The sequence below is a fragment of the Micromonospora sp. NPDC050417 genome (assembly GCF_044458865.1).
Lineage (GTDB): Bacteria > Actinomycetota > Actinomycetes > Mycobacteriales > Micromonosporaceae > Micromonospora_G.
On sequence record NZ_JBITIH010000030.1, the window covers coordinates 56,341 to 73,116 of the forward strand.

General features: G+C 71.2%; 13 protein-coding genes. 6 read left to right on the forward strand and 7 right to left on the reverse strand.

The annotated features are described in order from the left end of the window. The first annotated feature begins 38 nt into the window (after positions 1–38). The 3 genes from ACIBF5_RS29350 to ACIBF5_RS29360 are packed head-to-tail and all read left to right on the forward strand — an operon-like array spanning position 39 to position 2,772. The gene (locus ACIBF5_RS29350) at positions 39–1,181 is read left to right on the forward strand and encodes an ABC transporter ATP-binding protein (RefSeq protein ID WP_396816167.1); all 1,143 of its coding nucleotides are present in this window, start codon (positions 39–41) and stop codon (positions 1,179–1,181) included. Then, on the forward strand, positions 1,178–1,951 hold the full coding sequence (locus ACIBF5_RS29355; protein ID WP_396816168.1) for an ABC transporter permease: 774 nt from the start codon (positions 1,178–1,180) through the stop codon (positions 1,949–1,951). Before ACIBF5_RS29350 ends, ACIBF5_RS29355 begins: the two co-directional genes overlap by 4 nt. A 32-nt stretch (positions 1,952–1,983) precedes the next feature. Then, on the forward strand, positions 1,984–2,772 hold the full coding sequence (locus ACIBF5_RS29360; RefSeq protein WP_396816169.1) for an ABC transporter permease: 789 nt from the start codon (positions 1,984–1,986) through the stop codon (positions 2,770–2,772). Positions 2,773–2,820: 48 nt separating this feature from the next. Here the strand turns inward: ACIBF5_RS29360 and ACIBF5_RS29365 are convergent, their stop codons facing one another. Beyond that, on the reverse strand, positions 2,821–4,374 hold the full coding sequence (locus tag ACIBF5_RS29365; RefSeq protein WP_396816170.1) for an alkaline phosphatase D family protein: 1,554 nt from the start codon (positions 4,372–4,374) through the stop codon (positions 2,821–2,823). A 212-nt stretch (positions 4,375–4,586) separates the two neighbouring features. Here ACIBF5_RS29365 and ACIBF5_RS29370 point away from each other — a divergent pair, with 212 nt between their 5' ends. Beyond that, entirely contained in the window at positions 4,587–5,018 is a 432-nt protein-coding gene (locus tag ACIBF5_RS29370) for a carboxymuconolactone decarboxylase family protein (RefSeq protein WP_396816180.1), read from the forward strand. An 81-nt stretch (positions 5,019–5,099) separates the two neighbouring features. Here ACIBF5_RS29370 and ACIBF5_RS29375 read toward each other — a convergent pair whose 3' ends face one another. The 3 genes from ACIBF5_RS29375 to ndk all read right to left on the reverse strand — a co-directional run bounded on the left by ACIBF5_RS29375 (position 5,100) and on the right by ndk (position 9,731). Continuing rightward, on the reverse strand, positions 5,100–7,826 hold the full coding sequence (locus ACIBF5_RS29375; protein WP_396816171.1) for a DUF6493 family protein: 2,727 nt from the start codon (positions 7,824–7,826) through the stop codon (positions 5,100–5,102). Further along, positions 7,823–9,214, reverse strand: a complete 1,392-nt coding sequence (locus tag ACIBF5_RS29380) for an SWIM zinc finger family protein (RefSeq protein WP_396816172.1) — start codon at positions 9,212–9,214, stop codon at positions 7,823–7,825. The genes ACIBF5_RS29375 and ACIBF5_RS29380 overlap by 4 nt, the downstream gene beginning before the upstream one ends. A 91-nt stretch (positions 9,215–9,305) precedes the next feature. Further along, positions 9,306–9,731, reverse strand: coding sequence for a nucleoside-diphosphate kinase (gene ndk / locus ACIBF5_RS29385; protein WP_121156492.1), 426 nt, complete (start codon positions 9,729–9,731; stop codon positions 9,306–9,308). A gap of 150 nt (positions 9,732–9,881) precedes the next feature. Here ndk and ACIBF5_RS29390 point away from each other — a divergent pair, with 150 nt between their 5' ends. Next, positions 9,882–11,378 (forward strand): VOC family protein, encoded by a 1,497-nt coding sequence (locus ACIBF5_RS29390; RefSeq protein ID WP_396816173.1) that lies wholly within the window; start codon positions 9,882–9,884, stop codon positions 11,376–11,378. 20 nt (positions 11,379–11,398) lie between these two features. Here ACIBF5_RS29390 and ACIBF5_RS29395 read toward each other — a convergent pair whose 3' ends face one another. The 3 genes from ACIBF5_RS29395 to ACIBF5_RS29405 form a co-directional block, all read right to left on the reverse strand. Further along, on the reverse strand, positions 11,399–11,800 hold the full coding sequence (locus tag ACIBF5_RS29395; protein ID WP_396816174.1) for a DUF4233 domain-containing protein: 402 nt from the start codon (positions 11,798–11,800) through the stop codon (positions 11,399–11,401). A 61-nt stretch (positions 11,801–11,861) separates the two neighbouring features. Then, positions 11,862–13,196, reverse strand: a complete 1,335-nt coding sequence (locus tag ACIBF5_RS29400; protein ID WP_396816175.1) for a bifunctional folylpolyglutamate synthase/dihydrofolate synthase — start codon at positions 13,194–13,196, stop codon at positions 11,862–11,864. Then, positions 13,193–15,808, reverse strand: coding sequence for a valine--tRNA ligase (locus tag ACIBF5_RS29405; protein WP_396816176.1), 2,616 nt, complete (start codon positions 15,806–15,808; stop codon positions 13,193–13,195). The genes ACIBF5_RS29400 and ACIBF5_RS29405 overlap by 4 nt, the downstream gene beginning before the upstream one ends. Positions 15,809–15,877: 69 nt before the next feature. Here ACIBF5_RS29405 and ACIBF5_RS29410 point away from each other — a divergent pair, with 69 nt between their 5' ends. Next, a complete protein-coding gene (locus tag ACIBF5_RS29410) occupies positions 15,878–16,567 on the forward strand; it encodes a hypothetical protein (protein ID WP_396816177.1) in 690 nt (229 codons plus the stop codon). The last annotated feature ends 209 nt before the right edge of the window (positions 16,568–16,776 follow it).

Sequence of the window (16,776 nt, forward strand, 5' to 3'; positions counted from 1 at the left end):
GTTTCGCCCGATCGGCTCCCGCTCCTAGCGTTCCGCCCATGAGTGAGTACGCGATCGAGGCGATCGGGTTGCGCCGCACCTATCGCAGTCGTACCGGTTGGTTGCGCCCGCAGCGGCGGGAGGTCGAGGCGGTCCAAGGAGTGGATCTCACCGTACGCCCGGGTGAGCTCTTCGGGCTGCTCGGTCCGAACGGTGCTGGCAAGACGACCACCATCAAGCTGCTGAACACACTGCTGATCCCGACTGCCGGGGCGGCCCGGATCTGCGGCTTCGACGTGGTCCGGCAGACCCGGGAGGTACGCCGCCGGATCGGGTACGTCTTCGGCGGCGACCGGGGCCTCTACGATCGGCTCTCCGCCCGGGACAACCTGCGCTACTTCGCCGAGTTGTACGCCGTACCGGCGCGGGACCAGCGGCGCCGCATCGCCGAGTTGCTCGATCTGGTGGGGCTCACCGGACGGGAGGGCGAGCGGGTCGAGGGCTATTCGCGGGGCATGCGCCAGCGGTTGCACATCGCGCGCGGGCTGCTGCACTCCCCCGAGGTGCTCTTCCTGGACGAGCCCTCGATCGGGGTGGACCCGGTGGCCGCCCGGGAGCTGCGGCAGACCGTCGCGAACCTGGCCGCGACCGGGACCACGGTGCTGCTGACGACGCACTACATGGCCGAGGCGGACGAGCTCTGTGACCGGATCGCGGTGATCGCCGCCGGCCGGATCCAGGCACTCGGTACACCCGCAGAGCTGAAGCACCACGCGGATGGCCGCCAGGTGCTGGAGCTGGAGGCGTACGGGGTGAACGACGAGCAGCTCGCCGAGGTCCAGCGCCTGCCCGGGGTACGGCAGGCGAGTCTGGAGGTGGTCGGCGCGGCCCAGTTGCTCACCGTGCAGTCGGATTCGGCGACGGACGTACAGGCCGCCGTGCTGCGGGCGGTGGCGGGGGTACGGCTGGGTCGGGTCACGGCCCGGCAGCCGACGTTGGAGGACGCGTACGTGGCGATCGTGAACCGCGCCGCCGCGACCGAGGCACCCGCCGCACCGCCGGACGGTCCTGCGACCGACGCAGCAGACGCCACGGACAAGCCGGACACAGACGCCACGGACAAGCCGGACACAGACGCCACGGACAAGCCGGACACAGATGCCACGGACAAGGCCGATGCCGGTTCGGCGGTGTCGGCGTGAGGACGCTGCGGATGATCGGGGTCGGCACACTGCTGCACGCCAAGCACCTGAGTCGCTCCTCGCTGGAGATCACCATCGCGCTGCTGGTGCCGCTGGTGCAGGCGACGCTCGCGGTCTACCTGTTCCGGGCCGGCAGCGAGCCGCACCGGCTGTTGGAGGCGACCGTGGGCGCCGGGCTGATGGGGGTCTGGTCGTCGGTGCTCTTCGGTTCCGGGGGCGCGATCCAGAACCAACGCTGGCAGGGCACCCTTGAGATGATCATGCTGGCGCCCCGCTCCCCCGCGCTGGTCATCCTGCCGATCACCCTCGCCACCGCGCTCACCGGCACGTACGCCATGGCCGCCACGCTGCTCTGGGGCCGCCTGCTGTACGGCATCCCGCTCGACTTCGCCCATCCGCTGGCGTTCGCGGTCGCCGTACCGGGCTGCATTCTCGCGCTCGGCATGTTCGGGCTGCTGCTTGCCGCCACGTTCGTACTGATGCGGAACGCGAACGCGCTGGCGAACACGCTCGAATACCCGATCTGGCTGCTCTCCGGGATGCTCGTGCCGATCACGGTGCTGCCCGGCTGGACCACCCCGGTCGCCGCCGTACTGCCGACGACCTGGGGGGCGAGGGCGGTCCGCGAGGCGGCCACCGGCAGCGGACCGGTCTGGCCGGCGCTCGCCATCTGTCTGGCGATCAGTCTCGTCTGCCTGGCCCTGGGTGCGATCGCGATGACCCACGTGGAACGTCGGGCCCGCGCCGCCGCCACCCTCGCCCTCGCCTGACCGCCGGTTCGACCACTAGTGAGGAGAATTCGATGACCGCCCTGTTCCGCCTCGTCGGCGTCGGCGGTGTGATCGCCTACCGGGCGCTGTTCAACTGGACCACACCGCCGATGTTCATCGGCACCCTGCTCGTGGGCCCCCTGTTCCAACTGCTCTTCTTCGCCTACCTCGGACGCCAGCTCGGGGTCGCCGACGACCGGTTCTACCTCGTGGGCAACGCCGTACTGGCGGCCTCGCTCGCCTGCGTCTTCGGCGGCACGATGGCGGTGTCGAACGAGCGGCGGTTCGGCACCCTCGGCCACGTACTGCTCTCACCCCGCAGTCGTACCGCCGTCTGGCTCGGCCGGGTGCTGCCGTACGCGGCGAACGGGCTGCTCATCGCGGTGTTCACGCTTGCCGGCGGGGCGCTGCTGCTCGGTCTGCGGGTGCCGCCGCAGGCGCTGCCCGGTCTGCTGCTCGCCTTTGCCGCCGGCTCGTTGAGCTGTGGCTTCTTCGGGTTGACCCTCGGCGCCGTCGGAATGCGGTTCCGTGACGTCTGGCTGGTGTCGAACGTGTCGGTGGCGCTACTGCTCCTGCTCACCGGGGTGAACGTGCCCCGGCCGGAGTTGCCGGTGGGGATGCGGGCGGTGGGCGAGGTACTACCGATCACCCACGCCGCCGAGGCGGCCCGCCGGCTGATCGACGGGGAGGGGCTGGCCGCCGCGGCCGGCCCGATCCTCGCCGAACTCGCCGTCGGCCTCGGGTACGCCCTGCTCGCCGCCGTGCTGCTGAAGGTCTTCGAGGCGGAGAGTCGTCGCCACGCCTCCCTCGACACCCTCTGACTTCCTGGCCTGCCCCACCACACGGGGGGTGGGGCAGGCCGGGATGGCTCAGCGCGGTGCGGCGAGCGTGGTCGACCAGAGGGAACGGCCGTCGCGGTCACGCAGGTGCACGGTCAACTCCCTCGACCGACCGTCGATGGCGACCTCACCGAAGTGCTGGAAACCGTCGGCGGGTGAGGTGTTGGCGGCCGGCGGCGCGTTGACGAAGACCGCCTTCGGGCCGAAGGTCCCGTCGAGCGCGTTCGGGCCGAACGCACCCGCGTGCGCCGGGCCGGAGACGAACTCCCAGAACGGGGTGAAGTCGCGTACGGCGGCGCGTGCCGGGTCGTAGTGGTGGGCCGCCGTGTAGTGCACGTCGGCGGTGACGAAGACGAGGCCGCTCACGCCGCCCCGGTGCGCGGCCCGCAGCACCTCGGCGAATTCCAGCTCACGTCCGGCGGGCAGCCCGTTGTCGCCCTGCGCCACCCCTTCCTGGGCGGTCGCGCCATCCGGTACGACGAGCCCGATCGGCAGATCGTTGGCGATCACCTTCCAGGTCGCCCGGGACTGCTTCAGCTCCCGGATCAGCCATTCCCGCTGTGCCCGACCGAGCAGGCCACGGTCTCGGTCGGCGTACGTGTTGCCGTCGTTCGCGTCCTTGTACGTCCGCATGTCCAGCACGAACACGTCCAGCAGCGGCCCGTACGACAGCCGCCGGTAGAGCCGCCCGTCACCGGGGGTCGGCAGCCACTCGTGGAACGCCTGCCGGGCCCGGGAGGCGAGCACGTCGACCCGCTTCTCGGTGTAGCGGTCGTCGGCGAGGATCTCGCCCGGGTACCAGTTGTTCGTCACCTCGTGGTCGTCCCACTGGTTGATCTGCGGCACCTCCGCCGCGAACGCCCGCAGGTGCTCGTCGAGCAGGTTGTACGCGAACTGGCCCCGGTACTCGGTGAGCGTTTCGGCGACCTTGCTCTTCTCGGGGGTGACCAGGTTGCGCCAGATCCGCCCGTCCGGCAGTGTCACCGTTTCCGCGAGTGGCCCGTCGGAGTAGACGGTGTCACCGCTGCACAGGTAGAAGTCCGGCCGGACCTTCCGCATCGACTCGAAGATTTTCATGCCGCCGAAGTCGGACGAGATGCCCCAGCCCTGGCCGACGATGTCACCGGTCCAGACGAACCGCAGGTCCGAGCAGCGGCCGGCGCCCGGTGCGGTGCGCAACGAACCGACCAGCGGCTCGCTGAGCAGGCCCGGCCGGTCCAGGCTCTCGACCCGGACCCGGTAGTGAAGCCGCTCACCGGCGGGCAGGTCACGTAGCCGTACCTTGCCGGTGAAGTCGCCCGACGGCGCCAGCAGCGGCCCCCGGATCTGGCGGGCGCCACGGAAGTCGGGACGGCGGCTGACCTCGACGTGCAGCCGACCGGCCCGGTCGGCCCGGGTCCAGACCATCGCCGAGTCGGCGGTGGCGTCGCCGCTCTGCACGCCGTGGGTGAGCACGGGCCGTCCACTGGGTCGCCAGGCCGGGGCCGCGGACGCGCCGGACGCGCCGAGCAGCGCGCCGCCGGCGAGCCCGGCACCGCTGACCAGTCCGGCTCGCAGCAGGGTACGTCGGTCGAACGAGGTCATTCGTTTCCTCCACTGTCGGCGGGGCATGACCAGGGTTGTCTATCGACCGGACGTTGCCCGCCCACCCGGTTCAGGTGACCGGTCTCGGAACTGGACGCGAACGGCCATGACGTGGATCACGTTCCGGGCCGGTCACATCCCCGGCCGCCTCCCCGTCAACCCGGCATGACCACCCGCAACACAGATCGACGGAGGTTCTCGTGACACAGCGGATGAACATGTACCAGGTGGCGCCGGAGGCGTACCGGGCCGTCATGGGCCTGGAGAACTACGTACGGAGCAACGTCGACCACACCGTCCTGGAGTTGGTCAAGCTCCGGGCGTCCATGACCAACGGGTGCGCGTTCTGCGTCGACATGCACAGCCGGGACGCGTTGGCGGCCGGTGAGTCGAGCCGCCGCCTCTTCTCCGTCGCCACCTGGCGGGAGTCGCCCTTCTTCGACGAGCGGGAACGGGCGGCCCTGGCGCTGACCGACGCGGTGACCCGGCTCGGCGAGCACGGCGTACCGGACGAGGTCTGGGACGAGGCGAGCAAGGTCTGGTCGGAGAAGGAACTGGCCGACCTGGTGATGGCGATCGCGACCATCAACGTCTGGAACCGGATCGCGGTGACCACCCGGGCGCAGCCGCCGACCGAGGTCTGAACGGGGTGCGCCGGCCGGCCGGGTCGGTGGATGGTGTCGGGCGCCGCCCACCACCGCCCCGCCCGGCCGGCGCCGGTACGGCTACCCGGCCAGCACCCGGTCCAGCCGGCGGGCCTCGGTCACCAGTCGGCCGCTGCCGCCGCGCGCGGCGATCTGAGCCAACTCGGCTCGCAGCGGACCAGGGTCGCCCTTCTCCGCCACCTCGTTCGCCGTACGGGCACCGAGCGCCAGCAGGTCCGGCGTTCCCCGTGGGGCGCTGGCGAGCACCACCGGCAGCGCCGTCTCGATCACGGTCCAGACGGTCGTGGTGGCGCCGGCACGGGCCGCCTCCGCCAGCCCGGTCACCACCCGGGTGAGCTTGATGGTGCCGTCGGCGGCGAGTCCGCCGATCTCACGGCCGAGTGCCACGCCGTCGAGATCTCCGGCGGCGGCGAAGGCGAGGAGGGCGTCCACCCCGGCGACCCGGTCCGCCTCGTGCCGGGCCGCCAACGTGTACGCCAGTGCGAGGGTCACCGCGGGTCCGACCGGGCCCGCGGTCTCGGCGAGCAGCGGAAGCAGGTCGGCTCCGCGCTGGTCGATGTCGGCCAGACCGGCGATCGCGGGCAGCGCCCACGCCGCGACAACCTCCCGGTGGTTGGGCAGCACCGCCGCCCAGAGCTGGTACTCGGGGTCGATGATCTCGATCACCGGCAGGTCCGGCGGGTCGACCTCGAACAGTTCCTGTCCCAACTTGCCGTGTTGCGCCGCCCCCGGCCGAGTCCCGACCACGACCCGACGCTCAGGCAGGTGGCTCACCTGCCAGCGGTTGTGGGGCCGAATAGCGGGCCGCCGCTGCTCCACCCGTACGGAGACCGGGTGCGGTGCACCGCCGTCGGCGAGCCACGCCGCCAACCGCAGACCGGCCGGCGAACACAGCGCGGCGGCCCGGCTCAGCGCGTCGCCGTCGACCTCGGTCGGCACGCGCAGCAACGCCTGCTCCAGGTCGAACGGCCACGGCTGCCAGCCCTCCCGCTCCGCCTGCGCGAGCCGGTCCACCAACACCGTCGCGTCGAGCTGGCCGTTGGCCCGGCTCGGCGTCGCGACCAGCATCGGCACCGGGGCGTACCGGGTGTGCACCGCCATCTCCGCCATCCGTAGTGCCAGCACCCGCCCCGGTCCCGGCCCGTACCCGACCTCGGGCAACGGGGCCGGTCCACCGCGGAACGCCCTACGCACGGTCCGGATGGCACTTTCCCAGCCGGTGAGCCCGGTGCCGACCCGCACGGCCGACCGGATCGCCTCGCCGAGCAGTTGCCGGAGCCGGGGTTTCCCCCACACGTGCCCCGTCCTGAACTGGACGTCGTACCGGTCCAGGATCGGGACGAGCGCGTCACGCAACCCCGCCGGTTCGCTCGCGTGGCAGGCGACCAGTCCGGCGAGCACCCGCTCCCAGGAAATCATCGAGCTTTGCTGGTGCAGCAACGCGCCGATCTCCTCGGCCAGTTCGGCGGGGCCGGTCACCGGCGGCGGCATCGGCACCACCAGTGGCATCGGCATCGGCGACAACCCGGCCGGTACGGCAACCGACGCCGCCGCAGCCGCTACTGGCGTGCCGAGCACCTCGGCGGCTCGGGCCGGCAGGTCACCGGCGAGTGCGACGGCATGCTCGGCGAGCCGTTCGCGGGTCGCCGGTCGACACCGCGGGGCCTGCCGGAGCACGATGCCGAGCGCACGCTCCTGCACGTCGAGGGCGTCGTGCCCGAAGGCGACCGCCACCGTCTCCGCCACCTCGTCGGCCCGGTCCCGCTCTCTCCTGGCTACCCGGTCCAACCAGCTCAACTGTGCCTTGACCAGCATCTTCTCCGGGCGGGCGAGAAGTTGTCGGCTGCCGTGCAACAGGGTGTCGAGTTCCAACCCGCCGGCGTCGTCCAGCCGGCGCAGCGCCCGCTGGGCGAGCGTGGCGACGGTCGAGTGGGCGTCCGGCAGCAGTCGCGCGTACGGGGTGACCCGTTCGGTCAGCTCCTCCTCGGTCGGCGCCAGCGCGTCGTGCAGCACCACGAACGGGCGCAACGCAGCCACCCGGTCGCCGCGCAGGAACCGCCCCAGTACGCCGTCGAGCAGCGCCGACCGGTCCACCCGTCCCTCGCCCGCCAAGACCACCAGCGCGTACGGGACCGCCGGTTGGTCGCCCCAACGGCGGGCCTGCTGGTCCCAGCCCCGGCGGGCCAGTTCGGTGCCGAGCCCGTCCACCTCGAACAGTCGAGGCAGCAGGAGATCGAGGTACGGGTCGGTACGCAGCCGGTCGAGTATCGGCGGCCGGCTGTCGTGACGGCTCCACCCCAGCAGGTCTGCGAGCCAGCCCCGGACGAAAGCGTCGTCGGTGGGTGGGTCGACTCCGGCCTCGGCGAGCAGCCCGGCGACGAGCGCCCACTCATCCGCGTTCGGGTCCTGGCGGAGCTTGCCGGCGAGGCGCTGGGCCAGGTCACCGAGCCAGGTCAGCTCCCGGGCGCGGGCCATCTCGACCAGTTCCGCGACCGGGAAGGAGTGCCACTGCTCACGCAGGCCGCGTCGGCCGAGCAGGGCGGCGACCCGGGCGGCCGAGGGGAGGCAGCCGAGCGCGGCGACCGCGATCCCTACCGGCCGACGGCTGCCCCACCAGCGGTCGGCGGGCATTCCCTTGACGTACGCCTCCAGCTCCGGACCGAACGCCAGGCGCTCCTGCTCGGTGCCGCCCCGGAGCAGCTTGCCGACGACGTCACTCTTCGCCAGTTCTATCGCCTGGCGCAGGTCCGGCCAGTTCAGCTCCGGTTCCCGGTGGATCGCGCTCATGCCCGGGTTCCGTCCGCGTCGACGTGGCCGGATCCGGCGCCGACCCCGGCCGGTTCCTCCGTGTTCCGCGTGAGGACCAATCGGACCGCGAGTACGTGCTTGCACGGTCCCCGCCCGCCCCGGTACTTGGCCCACCAGGGGCAGGTGCAGGAGCCGACGTCACCGGTGAAGCGGACCTGGTAGCTCTCCTCGCCGCTGCGTACGGTCGCCAGGTCGGCGCCGACCGAGACCGCACCCGACTCCGCCAGTGCCCGCGCTCCGACCAGCCGGGGGTTCATCCGCTCGGCGGCGGCGGCGTCGTACGGCAGCACCCGGTGGAAGTAGCCGGCCTCGGCCACGTCGTAGCCCACCCGGCCGGCGGTGCCGAGCTGGACCAGCGCGGCCCGCACCCGCTCGACCGGGAGTCCGCCCTCTTCGGCCAGCGCCGCGATGTCGATCGTCGGGTCCCAGGAGAGTAGTGCGCTGACCAGGTCCGCGTCGTCGCAGACCTCGTCGCCGGCGAGCGCGGCGAGCACCGCGCCCTCACCGGAGAATCCCCGGTGCGGTTCGGGTGACAGGGTCAGCGACAGCCGCAGCGTGGGCGTGCTCAGCTCCCAGGTGCTGGCGACCGGGCCGCTGCCGGCACCGACGCGCGGCCCGTACGCCCGCAGCGTGGTGGCGAAGCGCAGGAACGGTCGGAGCGCGACCAGTCGACCGGCACCGGGCAGGCAGACGGCGCCGGGGACGGGTCGCGAGGTCAGGCGCAGTGTCCGGCCCGCCGGGACGACCCAGAGCACGGAACGGTCCGATCCGCTCGGCAGTCGACGCAGGAACGCGGTTGCCTCGGCCGCGCCGACCTCGACCCGGGGCTCGAACGGGGCGGTGATGACCTGCGCCTCGGCGAAGCCGCGCAGCCAGCGTCCGGGCAGCGGCACCTTCTTCTCGACCAGTGGGCCGTCGTCGATGGTGGTGACGGTCAGATCGTCGGGTCCGACCGCGACGTGCATCGGGTCGCGGTCACCGATGCCGGCGAGTGCCTGGCGCAACGGCGGGTTGACGTCGACGTTCGTGGTCCCGTGTGCGGTGATTTCCCCGTCCAACCCGTCGGGGAGCACGTCGAGCCGGGCGTAGACGCCGCAGCAGCCGGAGAACGACTCGAACCGGAGCCGGTCCCGTCCCCCGGTGACCACCGGGTCGAGGCTGGCCGGCCTGATGGGCTGGTAGTAACGCGTTCGGGCCACCTCGGCAACGGCGAGCAGTCCGACCGCCGCCGGCTCGGGCGTGGTCAGGAAGCCGTTGAAGAACCTCGGGTGGGCCGCTGGCCCACCCGAGGTCTGCAGGGTCAGTCGCCGGTCGTCGGGATTCAGCCCGGACGGGCGCAGATATGAGTACGTCGCCAGCGTTGCCATGCCGGGAAACTAGCCGTCCGGTACGACAAGCGGACAGTCGTCGCACGCCTGTTGTCCGGTTCGTCGAGGCGGCGAACCGGACGGGAGAACGTCAGCCCAGTTCGGGGAACCAGAGCCCGATTTCCCGCTTGGCGCTGTCGACCGAGTCCGAGGCGTGGACCAGGTTCTCGCGGTTGGAGAGGGAGAGGTCACCGCGGATCGTGCCGGCCACCGCCCGCCGACCGTCGGTCGCACCGACCAGCCCACGGACCACCTCGATCACCTGGTCTCCGGAGACGACCAGTGCGACCAGCGGACCGCCGGTCATGAAGTCCTTCAGCGGCGGGTAGAACGGCTTCTCGACGTGCTCGGCGTAGTGCTGGTCGGCGAATTCCCCGTCGATCGTGCGCAGCTCCAGCGCGTCGATGCCGAGCCCCTTGCGCTCGAACCGCGAGATGATCTCGCCGACCAGGCCGCGGCGGACCGCATCGGGCTTGATCAGAACGAGCGAACGCTCGCCCTGGCTGCTGGTGGACACGCTGTTTCCTCCTGGACGGGGCGGGGACGGCTGGCAAGGTCAGCCTAGCGAGCCGCCCGGTGCGCCCCGACGCCGCCCATGTCTCACGGCGGCGCTCTTTCCTTTCCTGGCGGATCGGGCCTAGCCTGGCCTTAACCAGGGAGGTCCACTGTGGCAGACGGTGTACGTCGATCAGTCGCACCCGTGCGCAAACTCGTCGCCGGGGTGCTGGGCACCTTCGCCACTTTTGTCATCCTCTTCGGCTGTGGCATGCCCAGCTGGGCGATCGTCGCCCTCGGGGTGGCGCTGTTGGTGCTCTCCATCGGGTTGGGCCTGGTCACGACCGTACGCAGCGGCGCCCGCGCCTGGGTCGCCGGCATCGCCCACGTACACAGCGTCTCCGAGCCACCGGCCTCGTCGGTCTTCGGCCGCTGCGAGCTGCAGATTGTGCTGGACGCGCCGGGCCTGCCGCCGAGGTCGATCCGGGTCCGCGACCCACGGGTGCCGGTCACCAAGTGGCCGGCGCCGGGGACCGCCCTGCCGATCATGGTGGCGATCGACGACCCCCGGCACGTACGGATCCTCTGGGACGAGGTGCCCACCCACACCGAGGCCGCCGAGCGGGGCGACCTGCCGCCCGAGTTCGACGAGGATCTCGACCGGCTCCGCGACGACGTGTTGATCGAGGAGGACGTACCACCGTGGGTGCGTCGGGGCGCCGACGACGGTTACCGGCCCCCGTCGCCGGGCGACCCGCTCGCGGACCCCGACGACGACCTGCGCGGTCTGCGGGAGGAGCCGGTGGTGGTGCACCAGACACCCGGCGGGACGATCGTGCTCGAAGGCACCCTGGTGGAGCCGCCGGCCACGGTGCCGTTGCCGCGCCGGGCCAAGCCGACGCCCGGCCCGACCCGCGGCCCACGGGTCAGCTCCGCCGGGGACCCGTACCCGGACGCACCGCCGCTGCGTACTCCGACCGACCGCCTGGACACCGACCGTTACGACCCGGACTGGGTCGAGGACCGCACCGAGGACCGGATCGCCGACCAGGCCGAGGAGGAGCGGGTCGAGCCGCAGGAGTCGCACCGGGCCGGAGCGGGGCCGGTGGTGGCCGACCGTGAACCGCCGGCACCCCGGGACGAGATCGACCTGCCGCTGGACTTCGACGAACCCGCGACGCCGCCGGGCGGTACCGACGACGGGGTGGGCGGGCCGACCGACCTCCCCGACGACGAGGATCTGCTCGCCGGGTTGGCCGCCAGCTCGCCGAGCGCCGAGGTGGGCGGTTCGGGGCCGATCCACGGTGTCGGGATCACCCTGCTCGTCACCGACCTCGACCGTTCGGTGACGTTCTACCGGGACATGCTCGGCTTCTTCGAGATCGACGGCGGCGACGGCAACGCGGTGCTCGCCTCCGGTTCCACCCGGATCGTGTTGCGGGCGATTCCGGACGTGGCACCGATCAACCGCCGCCTGGTTCACCTCAACCTGGAGGTGGGTGACGTCGAGGCGGTCTACGAGGAGTTGCGCGGCAAGGGAGTGCGCTTCACCTACGCGCCGAGAGCGGTGAACCGGGGCGCGAAGCTGGAACTCTGGGCAGCGGCGTTCCGCGACCCGGACGGGCACGGCATCGCGCTCACCCAGTGGCGCGGTCGTCAGTCAGGCTGATCGGCGGCGCGCCGGGCCGCTCAGCCCAGGATCGTCCGGCGTACGTGCAGCACGTAGCCCCAGACGAGGGCGAAGATGACCCCGAGTACGCCCAGTGACCAGTGCAGAAAACTGGCGAGCAGCAGCAGTCCCTGCAACACGGTGGCGGCGTGCCAGGCCCAGTTACGGGACAGCAAGCCACTGAGCAGCAGCGCGAGTACGGCCAGCCCGGCGATGCAGCCGATCGCGGTGCCGCTGAGGTCTCCGCCGACGAGTCGGATCGGCTGGATGGCGAGGAGCAGCACCAGCATCTCGATGACCAGGGTGCCGGCGCCGAGGCCACGGACCGCCCGGACCGGGTTGCGTAGTCCGGACGGGCGTTCGCCCGACTCCGCCGTTGACGTCTCCGACTCGGCTGTCGTCGCTTCCCGCTCCGGTGTCATCGTCTCTCCGGCTTCGTCGCTGCTCGGCCGCCTGTCGCCGCGTCCGGTCACTGGTCTGTTGTCATCGCTTCAGCAGCCGCCGGGCGTCGGCGACGGTCACCACGGACCCGGTTACCAGGACGCCGACCCCGCTCAGCTCGGCCTCGGTGTCCGACTCGGCGAGTGCCACCGCCACCTCGATCGCGTCCGGCATGTCCTCGGCGGTCTCGACCCGGTCGGCGCCGAAGAACTCCTCGGCCAGTTCGGCCAGTTCGCCGACCGGCATCGCCCGGGGTGAGGTGTTCCGGGTCACGACCACCTGGTCGACCACCGGCTCCAGCAGTTCCAGCAGGCCGGCAACGTCCTTGTCTCCGAGTACGGCGACGACCGCGACAAGCCGGCTGAACGCGAACTCCTCCTGGAGCGCGTTGACGGTGGCGGCCATCCCGTGCGGGTTGTGCGCGCCGTCGAGCAGGATGGTCGGGGCGGAGCGGACCCGCTCCAGCCGGCCCGGGGAGCTGGCCCCGGCGAAGCCCTCACGGACCGCCTCGATGTCGAGTTGCCGGTTTTCGCCCGCGCCGAGGAACGCCTCGACGGCGGCGAGCGCGACTGCGGCGTTCTGTGCCTGGTGCGCGCCGTGCAGGGGGATGAAGATCTCGTCGTACACGCCGCCGAGCCCCTGGATCGTCAGCACCTGCCCGCCGACCGCGACGGCCCGCCGCAGTACGCCGAACTCGGCGCCCTCCCGGGCAATGGTGGCGCCGACCTCGGCGACCCGCTCCAGCAGCGGCCGGGCGGCCTCTTCGTTCTGCGCCGCCGAGATCACCGTGGCGCCCTTGTGGATGATCCCGGACTTCGCCAGTGCGATGTCCTCGATCGTGTCGCCGAGGAACTCGGTGTGGTCGAGACCGATCGGGGTGATGACGGCGACGCCGGCACCGATCACGTTGGTCGCGTCCTCGGCGCCCCCGAGTCCGACCTCGACGACGGCCACGTCGACCGGGGCGTCGGCGAAGGTCGCGAACGCGAGTGCGGTGGTCATGTCGAAGTAGGTCAGGGGTTCGTCGCCGCGTTGGTCGACCAGTTCCGCCAGCGGCTCCACCTCGCGGTACGTGGCGACGAACCGTGCCTCGCTGACCGGTTCCCCGTCGAGGCTGATCCGCTCCCGGATGGTCTCCAGGTGAGGGCTGGTGTAGCGGCCGGTGTGCAGACCGAACGCCCGCAGCAGCGAGTCGATCATGCGGGCGGTGGAGGTCTTGCCGTTGGTCCCGGTCAGGTGGATCGACGGGTACGCCCGCTGCGGGCTGCCCATCAGGTCGAGCAGTTCCTCGATCCGACCCAGGTCAAAGACCATCCGGGTGAATCCGCGCGCGTTGAGCTCCGCGTCAACCTTGGCGAACTCTTCATGGTCGGTCACGCGAGTGCCTCCAGTGCGGCGGCGATCCGGGCCAGGTCGGCCTCGGCGACCGCCAGCCGGTCTTTGATTTTGTTGACCACCGGCTCCGGCGCCTTGTCGACGAAAGCGGGGTTGCCGAGCTTCGCCCTGGCCTGGGCGGCTTCCTTCTCGGCCGCCGCCCGGTCCTTCTCCAGCCGCGCCCGTTCCGCCGCCACGTCGATCGAGCCACGGGTGTCCAGGGCCACGTTCACTCCGCCGGCCACCGCCAGCGTCGCCGTGGCGGAGAAGTCCGCCTCGTCGTCGGTGAGCCGGACCAGCGAACGGATCAGCGGCTCGTGCCCGGCGATGCCGGCGCCGTCGAGTCCGTCGAGCCGGGCGGCGACCCGCTGCGCCGGCCGCAACCCCTGGTCGGAGCGGAACCGGCGGATCTCGGTCACCACCCGCTGCAACATGGCCAGTTCCGCCTCGGCGGCGTCGTCGACCAGCGCCGGTTCGGTCACCGGCCAGCTCGCGGTCTGCACCGTCTCTCGCCCGGTCAGGGCGCTCCACAGCTCGTCGGTGACGAACGGTGCGATCGGGTGCAACAGACGCAGCACCTGGTCGAGTACGTGTCCGAGCACCCGCCGGGTGGTCTCGGCCGACTCACCACCGGCGGCGAGCACCGGCTTGGCCAGTTCGACGTACCAGTCGCAGACGTCGTCCCAGGCGAAGTGGTAGAGCGTGTCACAAACCTTGGCGAACTCGTACGCCTCGAACTGCTCGTCGACCTCGGCCACCACGTGCTGCAACCGGGACAGGATCCACCGGTCGACCGGGGAGAGTCGCGCCGGCTCGGGTAGCGGCCCGTCGACGTTGGCCCCGTTGAGCAGGGCGAACCGGGTCGCGTTCCAGAGCTTGTTGCAGAAGTTCCGGGATCCCTGGCACCACTCCTCGCTGACCGGGACGTCGGCGCCGGGGTTGGCGCCGCGGGCGAGGGTGAACCGGGTCGCGTCGGCGCCGAAGCGGTCGATCCAGTCGAGCGGGTCGATGACGTTCCCGAACGACTTCGACATCTTCTTGCCGTACTGGTCGCGGACCATGCCGTGCAGTGCGATCACGTCGAAGGGCGGGCGGCCGTCCATCACGTACAGGCCGAACATCATCATCCGGGCGACCCAGAAGAAGAGGATGTCGTACCCGGTGACCAGGACGCTGGTCGGGTAGAACTTCTCCAGGTCGGCGGTCCGCTCGGGCCAGCCGAGGGTGGAGAACGGCCACTGTCCGCTGGAGAACCAGGTGTCGAGTACGTCCTCGTCCTGACGCCAGCCCGCCCCGCTCGGCGGCTCCTCGTCCGGTCCGACGCAGACGACCTCGCCGTCCGGGCCGTACCAGACGGGGATCCGGTGCCCCCACCAGAGCTGGCGGGAGATGCACCAGTCGTGCATGTTGTCGACCCAGGCGAAGTAGCGCTTGGCCAGCTCGGCCGGTTCGATCCGGACCCGTCCGTCCCGGACCGCGTCGCCGGCCGCCTGGGCGAGCGGGGTGGTGTTGACGAACCACTGGAGGGAGAGGCGGGGCTCCACCGTCGTACGGCACCGGGAACAGTGCCCGACCGCGTGCACGTACGGCCGCTTCTCCGCCACGATCCGCCCGTCGGCGCGCAGCGCCGCGACGATCGCCGGGCGGGCCTCGAACCGGTCCAGCCCTTCGAACGGTCCGGGGGCGGTGATCACCCCACGCTCGTCCATGATCGTCAGCGAGGGCAGGTGGTGCCGCTGGCCGATCTCGAAGTCGTTCGGGTCGTGCGCCGGCGTCACCTTGACCATGCCGGTGCCGAAGGTGGGGTCGACGTGTTCGTCTCCCACGATCGGAATGAGGCGACCGGTGAGGGGTACCTCGACCTCGGTCCCGATCAGGTGCCGGTAGCGCTCGTCATCGGGGTGTACGGCAACCGCAGTGTCGCCGAGCATCGTCTCGGCCCGGGTGGTGGCGACCACCACCTCGTCGCTGTAACGGATGGAGACCAGTTCGCCGTCGTCGTCGGTGTGCTCGACCTCGATGTCGGACAGGGCGGTGAGGCAGCGCGGGCACCAGTTGATGATGCGCTCGGCGCGGTAGATCAGGCCGTCGTCGTAGAGACGCTTGAACATCGTCTGTACGGCCCGGGAGAGCCCCTCGTCCATGGTGAAACGCTCGCGGTCCCAGTCGACCGAGTCACCGAGGCGGCGCATCTGGCCGAGGATCGCCCCGCCTGATTCCGCCTTCCACTGCCAGACCCGCTCGACGAACTTCTCCCGGCCGAGATCGTGGCGGGAGAGGCCCTGGGCGGCGAGCTGTCGTTCGACCACGTTCTGGGTGGCGATGCCGGCGTGGTCCATGCCCGGCAGCCAGAGCGCCTCGAACCCCTGCATCCGCTTACGCCGGATGAGAGCGTCCTGCACGGTGTGGTCGAGGGCGTGACCCATGTGCAGTGAGCCGGTGACGTTCGGCGGCGGGATGACGATGGTGAACGGGGGCTTGTCGCTCTCCGTTGAGGCACGGAAGTGGCCGGCGGCTACCCACTGCTCGTACCGTCGCTGCTCTACCTCGCCCGGCTGGTACTGCGCGGAGAGGGACGGAACGGCCGTGCGTTGGGTATCCAGTGTCTCGGTCACCCTGAAAGTCTACGGAGGCCCCGGGCGGGCCCGACGTGCACCACCACCGGTTGGGCTACGGTGGCGGCTATGTCCGACGCGAATCTCTTCGACCGTCCCTCGGCCGCCGATTCGGCGCCGGTCGACGTCACGCCGGAACCCTTCGACATCACCCCAGGCTTCGGGCTTGAGGACGAACCCGACGAGAGCCGGTCGGGGCCTATGTCTCGGCGGCGCCTGATCGTGCTCGGTGCCGCCCTCCTCGTCGGAGTCGCCGGCGCCGCGGTGCTGGGCAGTTTCGGGTGGCGGGTCGCCCAGCAGAAGGACACCACGTTGGCGATTCCGGCCCAGGTCGCGGGGCTGGCCCTGGACGAGAGCGCCCGAGCCAGAGGAACGATCGACGACCTCCGCACCGGTCTGGCCGCCGACATCCAGCTCGACGAGAGCACCGGGGCGATCTATACCGACCCGACCCAGGCCGACCGGCCGGTCCTGTTCTTCGGCGGTACGACCCTGATCTGGCAGCCGGAGAAGGACCTGGATCGGCTGTTCAGACTCGTGGCGGACGACTCCGGCAAGATCGCCGGATTGCGCGGGCAGCCCGCGGGTGATCTCGGCGGGGTGCTGAAGTGCGGGACCAGCGGCCAGGGCGACACGTTGACGGTCTGCGGGTGGGCCGACCATGGCAGCGTCGGGATGGCGATGTTTCCCGGACGCGGGGTCGACGAGGCGGCGCCGCTGATGCTGAGTATCCGAAACGGCGTACAGACCCGCAACTGAACGACAACACGGTACGCAGGTACGTCCTCCGTTGCCGGCGTCTGCGAAAGAACCGATCTGCCGCGATTGTCGTTACCGGTTCAACCCCGAAAACAAGTTTGGGCCACCCCGATAGGGGTGGCCCAAACTAGAAAAATTGTCCGGCGGCGTCCTACTCTCCCACACCCTCCCGAGTGCAGTACCATCGGCGCTGGAGGGCTTAGCTTCCG